Genomic DNA, 11,514 nt, shown 5'->3' with positions numbered 1-11,514 from the left:
GCAGACTTAATGTTAGCCAAGGTGAACTCCTAAATTCATTAACAGAACGCTTCTCTTATAAAGGCCGCAGATTATGCCTTTTCTGCTGTAAAAGTCAACAGCGAAAAGGGAAAAACTCACCGCTTTAAGTCAGGTTTTGATAAAATAGCATCCACCATTGGTCTCAGTTACAATCAAAAACAGAAACTTAGCTGTCAGCCGAAAGGATCTCTCTTGTCAAAAGCTTTGCTCCGTTCAGGATTTATCGTCAGTGCTATGACTCTTATATCGCGTGTATTGGGTTTGGTGCGCGATGTGGTCATTGCCAACCTGATGGGTGCCGGTGCTGCAGCGGATGTGTTTTTCTTTGCCAATAAGATCCCTAATTTCTTACGCCGACTTTTTGCCGAGGGTGCGTTCGCGCAGGCGTTTGTACCGGTTCTGACTGAATATAAGCAGGGTAAAGAGTTGCCGGAACAGCAACTATTGATAGCTCGGGTATCCGGTACTTTAGGTACTATTGTTACTGTGGTGACAATCTTCGGCGTGGTCGCTTCCCCGGTTGTGGCAGCGCTTTTCGGCATGGGTTGGTTTTTAGATTGGTGGAACGACGGGCCGCAAGGGGACAAGTTTGTACTGGCCAGTGACCTACTTCGTATTACATTTCCTTACTTGTGGTTTATTAGTTTTACCGCCATGGCAGGAGCCATACTCAATACTCTGGGTAAATTTGCGGTAGCGGCTTTCACCCCGGTGTTTCTGAATGTCGCCATTATTGCGGCGGCTATCTGGCTGGCGCCGCAATTAGAGCAACCGGAATACGGACTGGCCTGGGGCGTATTTTTTGGTGGGTTAATTCAGCTTTTATTTCAGCTGCCGTTTCTTAAAAAAGCCGGGTTGCTGGTTAAGCCCCAATGGGGCTGGAAAGATCCAGGCGTAACCAAAATTCGCAAACTGATGTTACCGGCTATCTTTGGTGTATCGGTTAGCCAAATTAATTTGCTGTTGGATACCCTCATTGCCAGCTTCTTAATGACAGGCTCCATTAGCTGGCTTTACTACTCGGATCGGTTGCTGGAATTCCCACTTGGGCTATTTGGTATTGCCATTGCCACGGTTATTTTGCCGGCGCTTTCTTCAAGCCACGTAGACCAGTCAAAAGAAAACTTCAGTTCTACCCTCGACTGGGGCATTCGTATGGTGCTGTTGTTGGGTGTACCGGCCATGGCGGGGCTTTTTGTACTAGCAGAGCCCATGCTCATGGTGTTGTTCATGCACGGCGCCTTCAGCCCGGACGACGCACGTATGGCGTCGTACAGTCTTATGGCCTATTCCACAGGCTTGTTGAGCTTTATGATGGTGAAAGTGCTGGCGACGGGCTTCTACTCCCGGCAGGATACTAAGCGACCGGTGAAGTACGGTATTATTGCTATGGCGGCAAACATGGTGTTTAACATTGCTTTGGCCATTCCTTTTAGTTATGTCGGATTAGCCCTGGCAACGGCAGCCTCTGCGGCTATTAACGCGGGGTTGTTGGGCGTTACTTTATGGCGTGAAGGCGTGCTGAAAAAGCAACCGGGAACCGGACGCTTTATACTCCAGGTGCTGTTTGCCACCACGGCGATGATAGCGGGTGTGCTGTGGTTGAGCCCGGACATTGATGCGTGGCGAACCAGTTCTCTAGTTGAGCGACCCTGGCTTTTGGCGCAGGTGATTGGGTTCGGCGCGCTGATTTATATTGCTGTGCTTGTAATAACCGGTATGAGGCCACGACATTTCCGTGCGCGTGAGTACTGATTATCGCTTCAGTATCAGTTATAATCGCGTCTTTTCCGGAAAACATTAAGATTGTGCGGGCATGGAACTGATTCGCGGTACTCATAACCTAAGAGCTGAGCATAACGGCTGTGTGTTGACCATCGGTAACTTTGATGGTGTTCACCTGGGCCATCAGGCGGTATTGAGTCAGGTCCGTGAAAAAGCGCAGCAGCTGGGCGTCCCTTCAGCGGTAATGACCTTTGAGCCGCAACCGCAAGAGCTTTTTCAACCTGAAAAAGCCCCTGCACGGCTAACCAATTGGCGTGAAAAGTATCTCGCTCTACAGGCTCAAAATGTCGACCGACATATTGTCATTGAATTTAATAAGAAGTTTGCCAGTCAGCCAGCTCGTGAGTTTATTGAGCAGACTTTGGTTGGCAAGCTGGGTGTTAAGTTTCTGGTGGTAGGCGACGATTTTCGTTTTGGCTATAAACGTGAAGGCGACTTTGAGTTGCTGCAAAATGCCGGTAAAGAGCTGGGTTTTGAAGTGGTGGACACCCGCAGTTATCGCCAGCAGCAACAGCGCGTAAGCAGTACTGCCATACGCCAGGCATTAGAGCAAGGCGACTTTGATCTGGCGGAACAAATGCTGGGCCGGCCTTATCAAATGTGCGGGAAAGTCGTACACGGGCGAAAGAATGGTCGAACTATTGGTTTTCCTACCGCTAACGTGCCGCTAAAGCGCTTAAAAAGCCCGCTACACGGGGTGTTCGCGGTAACTGCTCAACTTGGTAAGGGCGGAAAAACCTATTCCGGTGTCGCTAACTCAGGAACCCGGCCAACATTAAATGGCGATGAAGTACAGCTGGAGGTGCATTTGTTTGAGTTTTCAGGCAATCTGTACGGTCAGCAGATGACGGTCACGCCAGTGGCCAAATTGCGTAACGAGCAACGGTTTGCGTCGTTACAGCACTTACAAGAACAAATTGAAAAAGATGCCGCCCGCGCACGTGATGCATTAGCGTGCCGGAGTCAGTAACTATGCGGAAATGGAAACAGTGACCCATGAGTGATTACAAACACACCTTAAACTTGCCAGACACAGCGTTCCCTATGCGCGGTAACCTGGCTCAGCGCGAGCCAAAAATGCTGGAGCAGTGGTATGAGGCTGACCTGTACGGTCAAATTCGTCAAGCTAAAGCGGGCAAGCCTAAATTTATTCTGCACGACGGCCCTCCGTATGCGAACGGGCAAATTCACATTGGTCACGCCGTAAATAAAATTTTAAAAGACGTTATTGTTAAGGCAAAAACCTTAAGCGGCTTTGATGCGCCTTATGTACCGGGCTGGGACTGCCATGGTCTGCCCATTGAGTTGCAGGTAGAAAAAAAGCACGGTAAGCCGGGTAAAAAATTAAACCTGGCAGAATTTCGTGAAAAATGTCGCGAATATGCCATGACCCAAATTGATCAGCAACGCACAGACTTTAAACGTCTGGGTGTGTTAGGTGACTGGGATAACCCTTACCTGACCATGAACTTTAAGCAGGAAGCGGACAGTGTTAGGGCTTTGGCAAAAATCATTGATAATGGTCATTTGCACCAGGGCTTTAAGCCGGTTCACTGGTGTACAGACTGTGGTTCAGCGCTGGCTGAAGCGGAAGTGGAATATCAGGACAAAAACTCACCGGCTATTGATGTGCGTTTACCGGTTGCCGCAACGGCGGAAACCGTCGAGCGTTTCAGCACGCCGGAAGGGCATGTCGGTGAAGGCGATGTCAGCATGGTTATCTGGACCACGACTCCGTGGACCATTCCTGCTAACCGCGCTGTTACTCTGGCAGAAGGGCTTGAGTATACGTTAGTACAAATTGAAGCTGGCGATGACCAGCCTGCAGAGCGAGTAATTCTTGCTGATGATTTGGTTAACGACTGCATGGAGCGCTGGAATATTACCCACTACCACAAACTGGGCTTCTGCAAAGGTAAAGACTTAGAAGGTCTGCAGCTACAGCATCCGTTGTTTGAGTTGCAGGTGCCGGTAATACTGGGTGACCACGTAACCACTGAAAGCGGTACCGGTTGTGTGCATACGGCACCAGGCCATGGTGTCGATGACTTCCTGGTAGGCCAACGATACGGTATTGAAGTTTATAACCCGGTTGGTGATAACGGTGTGTACAAAGACGATACGCCACTGTTTGCCGGGCAGCATGTATTTAAAGCAAACGAGCCTATTGTCGACAAGCTCCGTGAGGTCGGTAACTTGATGCATGCAGAAAGCTACCGTCACTCATACCCGCATTGCTGGCGCCACAAAACGCCAATTATTTTCCGTGCAACGCCGCAATGGTTTATCAGCATGGACAAGAAAGGTTTGCGTGCCGGTGCGTTAGATCAAATCAAAAAAGTGGGCTGGTTCCCTGAGTGGGGACAAAGCCGCATTGAATCTATGGTAGAAGGGCGCCCGGACTGGTGTATTTCACGTCAACGCACCTGGGGTAACCCCATTGCTATTTTCGTCAATCGCGAGACCGATGAGCTTCATCCAAACACGCTGGAGCTGATGGAAAAGGTCGCTCAGCTTATTGAAAAAGAAGGTGTTCAGGCGTGGTTTGATTTAGAGCCGGAAACGCTGCTGGGCGATGAAGCTGACAAATACCGCAAAGTAACCGACACGTTAGATGTCTGGTTTGACTCGGGTGTTACGCATCACTGCGTACTGCGTGAGTTTGATGGCCTGCGCTGGCCCGCTGACTTATATTTAGAAGGTTCGGATCAACACAGGGGCTGGTTCCAGAGCTCGTTGGTTACTGGTGTGGCTATGTATGAGGAAGCGCCATACCATCAGGTTCTGACTCACGGCTTTACTGTGGATGCACAGGGCCGCAAGATGTCGAAGTCTATCGGGAACGTAGTTGCTCCGCAGGACGTGATGAATAAGCTGGGTGGCGATATTCTGCGCTTATGGGTTGCATCAGCAGATTATTCCGGCGAAATGACGGTTTCTGATGAAATTCTTAAACGCTCTGCGGATGCGTATCGTCGCATTCGTAATACGTCGCGCTTCTTATTAGCGAACTTAACCGGTTTTGACCCTAAAACGGACTTAGTTGCCAGAGAAGACATGGTTGAACTGGACCGCTGGATTGTGGGTCGGGCCGCTGACTTGCAGAAAGAACTGCTGGAAGCTTACGACAACTATCAGTTCCATAGCGTAGTGCAGAAGCTTATGCATTTTTGCTCAATTGAACTGGGTAGTTTCTATCTGGACATCATTAAAGACCGTCAGTACACCGCAAAGTCGGAAGGACTGGCTCGTCGTTCTTGCCAGACAGCGCTGTATCATATTGCTGAGGCACTGGTGCGCTGGATGGCACCAATTTGTAGCTTTACTGCTCAGGAAATTTGGGACTTGCTGCCGAACGAGCGCAGTCAGTATGTCTTTACCGAAAACTGGTATCAGGGCTTTGATAAATTTGCCGGTGTGAAAGACGATGAAAACGCCTTCTGGATGCAGTTGCTGGAAATTCGTGACGTGGTTAATCAGGCACTGGAGCAGTCACGCCGTAACGATGTTATTGGTGGTTCATTGCAGGCCGAAGTGACCTTGTATGCTGATGATAAGCTGGCGACCTCTCTGAACCGTTTAGGTGAAGAACTGCGTTTTGCACTGCTGACATCAGAAGCGCAAGTGGCTTCTATTAATGATGCACCTGCCGACGCAGTTAAAGCTGAAAAGATGGCGTTGGCGGTTAGTGTGACGAAGTCGGAATACAAGAAGTGCGAGCGTTGCTGGCATCATCGCCAAGAGGTTGGCACATTAGAGAGCCATGCCCATTTATGCCAGCGTTGTGTAACTAATATTGAAGGTGAAGGTGAGGAGCGTCGTTTTGCCTGATTTTGCTAACCAGACTAACCGTGCAACCGGGCTACGTTTTTTGTGGCTAACCTTGTTGCTGGTGGTTGTTGATCAAATTACGAAGATTTGGGTTGCAGGTGAATTTGAGCTTTACGAAAGTCGGGTTGTTATTGAAGGCTTATTTAACTTCACCTACGTGCACAACTATGGTGCCGCATTTAGCTTTCTAAGTGACGGTGGTGGTTGGCAGCGTTGGTTCTTTACCGTTATCGCTATTGCTATTAGTGCTGTTTTGCTTATCTGGATGCGTCGTAACCCGGTAGGCTTGTGGCGCCAGAACCTGGCCTTTTCGCTGATTCTGGCAGGGGCTATTGGTAATGTCGCTGACCGTTTAATGTACGGCTATGTCATCGACTTTTTTGATGTGCACTATCAGGGGTGGCATTGGCCGGCCTTTAACGTAGCGGACATGGCTATTACTATTGGTGCTGCACTCATGTTGTTGGAAGCTTTTTTTGATAACCGTCGGGATAAAGCCGAAGACGGTCACAAGCAGTAAGGAGTTTCGTTTGAGTCGTTTACCTATTGAGCACGGACGTGAAGTGGTTATGCATTTCACCATTAAACTGGCCGATGGTTCGGTTGCGGACAGCACCAAAATGTCTGGCAAGCCGGCGAAGTTTCGTATGGGCGATGGTAGCCTGACGGAAAACTTTGAAGCTTGTCTGGTCGGCCTGCGTGAAGGCGCCGAGCGTGAGTTCACATTAGAGCCCAAAGACGCTTTTGGCGAACCCAACCCGGACAACTACTACTATGTCGACTCGGCAAAGTTTAGCGACGAAACAAAACCGGAAGTTGGCGCTATTTTGGCGTTTACTCAACCCGATGGTACCGATTTACCGGGAATTGTTCGTAAAATTGAAGGTCCAACAGTGACCATCGATTTTAATCATCCGTTAGCCGGACAAACGGTGATTTTTGAAGTAGAAATTATCAGCGTTGAGCCGTGACTGGTTAAACAAGCGGGCTGAGCGCAGGAGGAAATGATGCAGATTTTGTTGGCGAACCCACGTGGCTTTTGTGCCGGAGTTGATCGCGCTATTACTATAGTCGAGCGGGCCCTGGAAATATTCGAGCCGCCGATTTATGTGCGTCACGAAGTGGTTCACAACAAGTATGTCGTCAGCAAGCTGCGCGATGCCGGTGCGGTATTTGTGGAAGAGTTGCACGAAGTGCCGGACGACCAAATCGTTATTTTTAGCGCTCATGGCGTTTCTCAGGCGGTCAGACAAGAAGCCAAAGATCGCGGTTTGAGGGTGTTTGATGCCACGTGTCCCTTGGTAACCAAGGTTCATATGGAAGTGACGCGTGCCAGTCGAAAGGGACATGAATGTGTACTCATTGGCCATGCGGGACACCCGGAAGTTGAAGGCACCATGGGTCAGTATAAGAACGCCGATGGTGGTATCTACTTAGTTGAATCGCCTGAAGACGTGAATAAACTGGAAGTGAAAGACTCGAAAAACCTCCATTATATGAGCCAGACAACCTTATCGGTTGATGACACCGCCGATGTTATAGAGGCTTTACGTCAGAAGTTTCCTGACATTAATGGTCCACGTAAGGACGACATCTGCTACGCCACTCAAAACAGGCAGGATGCGGTGCGTGAATTAGCCAGTGATGCCGATGTTATGCTTGTGGTGGGCGCACGTAATAGCTCAAACTCAAATCGCTTACGCGAACTTTCAGAGAAAATGGGAACTCCGGCTTATCTAATTGATGATGCCAGTTGTATCGACAAAGCCTGGTTAGAAGGTCACGATAAAGTTGCGGTAACCGCTGGCGCTTCTGCACCAGAAGTGTTGGTGAAGGAGGTTATTGCTAAGCTGCAGGAGTGGGGTGGTAAAACCGCCATTGAACTCAGTGGTCGTGAGGAAAATATCACTTTCTCAATTCCGCCAGAGCTAAGGCCGCACCCGGCAGCGTAACGCTAATATCTAGCGCACGAGCGATGCGTTTTAACGTATTGCTCCTTCTCACTTTTTCACATGAAAGCAATTGAGGAATCTTCGCAAAGCTGATACTTAAGTTATTGCTAATTTTATCGAGACAGCCAGATTTTCAATAAATACCTATTTTCTTCTCTCCAGGTTATTTCAACATCCATAGAAGCGTTGTTTTCGTCTATTGAATTAACATCTGAATGGATAATAAAACCGTTTGAAATGACTTCAGGTGATGGGGAAGAGCCATTTATCCAGTCAATATGGGTGTCTTGTATATAGCGATTCAAAACTTCGACGGCCTGGGCTTTGCGCTTTGCTTTTTCAATAGCGCCTAACCCAATCTGAAGCAGCTGCTGACTACTGACAGCCCAAATAGCGACTATTGCAGAAGCAACCAAGGTTTCGGTCAGGGAAAAACCTTTACTTTTGCGCTGACTCATAATGTTCTTTCTGTCGGTTAAAATCGGCTTCTAACTGGCCAGAAAGTACTTGCCACTGATGCTCTTGCTGAGCTTCCAGCATTTGCGCGTAGAAAAACAGGGCAGCGATGCTTGCGGAGCTTAGACTAATGAGTGTTACTAAGGTGAGTATTAACGCGAATCCTTTCGCTTGCATTGTGAACATCCTTCTCTGTGGTTAAGAGCATAGGGCTAAGAAAATATCGTTATGCTTCGTTTAAACGGTTGCTCTTGTACGCCGTTTTTAGTGACTCGTGAAATAATCAGTGTAATAAAAAGCTTTGAGGCGCCGTCAGCCACTGGCGGAACACTGGTTTCAACCATTAACTCCTGAACCTCAAACTGTGTCTTGTCGGTCAGTGACTGCCAACCATACCCTGAACAGTCCAGTGTCATAGGGTTATGCTGTAACTGGGAGTTCCTGACCCGAAAGCCAACCGACCCGCCGCTTTGGGTAGGGAAAATAAAGCAATTGCTTTGTGGATTTTGCACACTGCTCGCGATTGTCTGATTCAGGCTTTCAAAAAACTCATAAGAAACGGCTTGCCCACCCAGTATAAATTGAGCACTCGACACCGCACGAAACTGAGCGCCCTTTTGCCACTGCATTATTTGCTGAGTGGTAATCACAATAATAGAACCAAGTGCAGCAGCAATGAGTACTTCAACCAAGCTATAGCCATTACTTTTACTAACTAGCATAATGAGGTTCCGGGCAATGGCGAGCCAAGGCTAACGCAAGAGCGAATGCGACCTTTGCTGCTTATAATTACTTTTATCATTCTGTCACCGCTTACAATCCGGACATGCCCAGGTACAGCCGCACCGGAGTTACCGTAGAACTTGAGTGGACTTGCTGCGCTGTACGTCGATTCTGTCATTGCTTTAAAAACACTGGAGCGAGCGTCAAGAGGTACCAGTTCAGCAACTATTGAGCGCTGTTCCTTCTGTGCCTTTGCTTTTACTTGATGCAAATACAACAACCAGCGATTACTGGCCTGCTGCAACAGTAAGGTCTCCATTTGTTGACTCAATAACGGCATTGATAACGCACCTAAGCCAGCGCTAATTGTCAGTGCAATAAGCATTTCAACGAGGGAATAACCACGCACGGTAATAACCTTTTTGTTAAAGAGCAGAGAGTGTAGCTGCCAGACGATAAATATCTGTAGGCCAAAACGTATCAACGAGTCAGAAAATATTTAAAAAGCTGGCTCGATTCTTGAATGAAGCACCGCAGGTTCAACTTTTTGACGCAACAGGAAGACGTATGGCGGGCGGTGCCGAAAAGTTAGTAGGTTTAAGAAATTTCACGCAGAACAACGCGCATCTGATTAAAGGATTCGGAACGCCTGTGGCCATTATGGCCATTCTGGCGATGGTAGTTCTGCCAATTCCGGCCATGGTGCTGGATATTCTGTTCTCGTTTTCAATTACCTTGTCGCTGGTAGTTATGCTGGTGGCGGTTTATACCCAACGTCCGCTAGATTTCGCTGCGTTTCCGACGGTATTGCTTATTGCTACGGTCTTACGGTTAAGCCTTAACGTTGCCTCAACCCGTATTGTTTTGCTGGAAGGTCATAACGGCCCCGGCGCGGCGGGCTCAGTGATTGAAGCCTTCGGTAGCGTGGTCATAGGCGGTAACTACACCGTTGGTCTGGTGGTGTTTGCCATTCTGGTTATTATTAACTTTGTGGTTATCACCAAAGGTGCCGGCCGTATTTCAGAAGTTACTGCCCGTTTTACCCTTGATGCCATGCCGGGTAAACAGATGGCTATTGATGCCGACCTGAACGCGGGTTTAATCAATCAGGAAGAAGCCAAAGCCCGACGCAGTGACGTAACCCGTGAAGCCGATTTCTACGGCTCTATGGACGGTGCCAGTAAGTTCGTAAAAGGGGACGCCATAGCCGGTATCCTTATTCTCTTTATTAACATTATCGGCGGCCTGCTCATTGGTATGATCCAGTACGGCCTGACCTTTAATGAGGCCGTGGAAGTTTATACACTGTTGACCATTGGTGACGGCCTGGTCGCGCAAATCCCCTCTTTATTACTGTCGGTTGCTACCGCCATTATCATTACTCGCGAAAATGACAGTAAAGACATGGGTGATGCCGTTGTACTGCAACTGCTTGATAACCCCAAGGTTTTGGTCATTACCAGTGCGGTACTCTTTGCTATGGGTGTTATCCCGGGTATGCCACATCTGGCGTTCTTGAGTATGTCAGCGGTACTAGCCGGTGCAGCGTACTTTAAGCTTAAAAAGTCAAAAGTCGAAGAAGGCGAGCTGGTAGAGAAAGAACAGGAGCAGCAAGTCCAGCAGGCGCAGCAAAAAGAGCTTAGCTGGGACGATGTGCGCCATGTAGACACTATTGGTCTGGAAGTTGGCTATCGTTTAATTCCTTTGGTCGATAAGCAGCAGGGCGGCGAGCTCCTGTCACGCATAAAAGGCGTGCGTAAGAAGCAGTCACAGGAATTTGGTTTCCTGGTGCCAGCTGTTCATATCAGAGACAACCTGGATTTAGGCCCTAACAGTTACCGAATTACCCTAATGGGTGTGACTATGGGCGAAGCTGAAATTCGCCATGACTGGGAAATGGCGATTAACCCGGGTCAGGTTTTCGGCGAATTGGAAGGCGAAAAAACAACTGACCCTGCCTTTGGCCTGGATGCGGTCTGGATCCGTCCGGAACAACGAGAGCATGCGCAGACCCTGGGTTATACCGTGGTGGATGCGGCAACTGTGGTTGCAACACATTTAAGTCAAATAGTGACAAACCATGCGTCACAGCTACTGGGTCATGAAGAAGCACAAGAATTACTGGATCGTTTAGGTCGCACGCATCCTAAGCTGGTTGAAGGCCTGATTCCGGATCTGCTGTCATTGGGCAATTTTGTGAAAGTACTGCAAAACCTATTGGATGAAGGTATTGCGATTCGTGACATGCGCACCATTGTACAAACCCTGGTTGAGTATGCTGGGCGTAGTCAGGACCCAGAAGTATTAACGGCTGCGGTCAGAATCTCACTACGCCGTTTAATTGTTCAGGATATTGCTGAAGGGGCGGCTGAACTGCCTGTCATAACTTTGGCACCAGAGTTGGAACAGATGTTGCATCAGTCATTGCAAATGGCTGGTAATGACGGAAATCAGCAAGGCGCCGGAATCGAACCAGGTTTGGCCGAACGCCTGCAACAGTCATTACGCGAAGTGCATCAGCAGCAGGAAATGAATGGTGAACCTTCAGTACTGCTGACCTCCGGACTTCTGCGGTCAACCATGGCGCGATTTGCGCGTCACGCTACCGATGGTATGCGAGTGTTGTCCTATCAGGAAGTACCGGATGATAAACAAATTCGCATTGTCAGCTCAATTGGTGGACAACAAAACGGTGGTGAACAAACCGCCACACAAGAGTAACGGGAGTCGCTTGTGAAGATTAAAC

The 11,514-nt window shown here is 48.7% G+C and carries 11 protein-coding genes; 7 read left to right on the top strand and 4 right to left on the bottom strand.

Annotation, left to right across the window (positions count from 1 at the left end):
• Positions 1–213: 213 nt before the first annotated feature.
• The 6 genes from murJ to ispH all read left to right on the top strand — a co-directional run bounded on the left by murJ (position 214) and on the right by ispH (position 7,589).
• The gene (murJ, locus tag B3180_RS09735; protein ID WP_273023200.1) at positions 214–1,776 is read left to right on the top strand and encodes a murein biosynthesis integral membrane protein MurJ; all 1,563 of its coding nucleotides are present in this window, start codon (positions 214–216) and stop codon (positions 1,774–1,776) included.
• Between the two features lie 61 nt (positions 1,777–1,837).
• Positions 1,838–2,776, top strand: a complete 939-nt coding sequence (ribF, locus tag B3180_RS09730) for a bifunctional riboflavin kinase/FAD synthetase (RefSeq protein WP_286844273.1) — start codon at positions 1,838–1,840, stop codon at positions 2,774–2,776.
• 26 nt (positions 2,777–2,802) lie between these two features.
• Entirely contained in the window at positions 2,803–5,637 is a 2,835-nt protein-coding gene (ileS, locus tag B3180_RS09725) for an isoleucine--tRNA ligase (protein ID WP_286844271.1), read from the top strand.
• Positions 5,630–6,157, top strand: coding sequence for a signal peptidase II (gene lspA, locus B3180_RS09720; protein WP_054486767.1), 528 nt, complete (start codon positions 5,630–5,632; stop codon positions 6,155–6,157). The genes ileS and lspA overlap by 8 nt, the downstream gene beginning before the upstream one ends.
• A gap of 10 nt (positions 6,158–6,167) precedes the next feature.
• On the top strand, positions 6,168–6,608 hold the full coding sequence (fkpB, locus tag B3180_RS09715) for an FKBP-type peptidyl-prolyl cis-trans isomerase (protein WP_054486769.1): 441 nt from the start codon (positions 6,168–6,170) through the stop codon (positions 6,606–6,608).
• A 36-nt stretch (positions 6,609–6,644) separates the two neighbouring features.
• Positions 6,645–7,589, top strand: a complete 945-nt coding sequence (gene ispH / locus B3180_RS09710; RefSeq protein ID WP_199493147.1) for a 4-hydroxy-3-methylbut-2-enyl diphosphate reductase — start codon at positions 6,645–6,647, stop codon at positions 7,587–7,589.
• Positions 7,590–7,702: 113 nt separating this feature from the next.
• Here ispH and B3180_RS09705 read toward each other — a convergent pair whose 3' ends face one another.
• From B3180_RS09705 to B3180_RS09690, 4 genes are read right to left on the bottom strand one after another with little or no spacing between them, the layout of a single operon-like run.
• Positions 7,703–8,047 (bottom strand): PulJ/GspJ family protein, encoded by a 345-nt coding sequence (locus B3180_RS09705; RefSeq protein ID WP_271331603.1) that lies wholly within the window; start codon positions 8,045–8,047, stop codon positions 7,703–7,705.
• On the bottom strand, positions 8,028–8,222 hold the full coding sequence (locus tag B3180_RS09700; RefSeq protein WP_271331602.1) for a Type II secretion pathway-like protein: 195 nt from the start codon (positions 8,220–8,222) through the stop codon (positions 8,028–8,030). Before B3180_RS09700 ends, B3180_RS09705 begins: the two co-directional genes overlap by 20 nt.
• A 35-nt stretch (positions 8,223–8,257) precedes the next feature.
• Positions 8,258–8,767: a PulJ/GspJ family protein gene (locus B3180_RS09695; RefSeq protein ID WP_271331601.1), complete on the bottom strand. Its 510-nt coding sequence runs from the start codon at positions 8,765–8,767 to the stop codon at positions 8,258–8,260.
• Positions 8,761–9,177, bottom strand: coding sequence for a prepilin-type N-terminal cleavage/methylation domain-containing protein (locus tag B3180_RS09690; RefSeq protein WP_054486779.1), 417 nt, complete (start codon positions 9,175–9,177; stop codon positions 8,761–8,763). The genes B3180_RS09695 and B3180_RS09690 overlap by 7 nt, the downstream gene beginning before the upstream one ends.
• A gap of 158 nt (positions 9,178–9,335) precedes the next feature.
• On the opposite strand from B3180_RS09690, the gene flhA reads away from it, so the two are divergent.
• Positions 9,336–11,489, top strand: a complete 2,154-nt coding sequence (gene flhA / locus B3180_RS09685; protein ID WP_271331656.1) for a flagellar biosynthesis protein FlhA — start codon at positions 9,336–9,338, stop codon at positions 11,487–11,489.
• The last annotated feature ends 25 nt before the right edge of the window (positions 11,490–11,514 follow it).

Origin of the sequence: Idiomarina sp. UBA4206, from assembly GCF_002383015.1 — a bacterium.
GTDB lineage: Bacteria > Pseudomonadota > Gammaproteobacteria > Enterobacterales > Alteromonadaceae > Idiomarina > Idiomarina abyssalis.
Note: the sequence above shows the minus strand (reverse complement) of the source record. Positions and strands in the feature narration are given on the sequence as shown.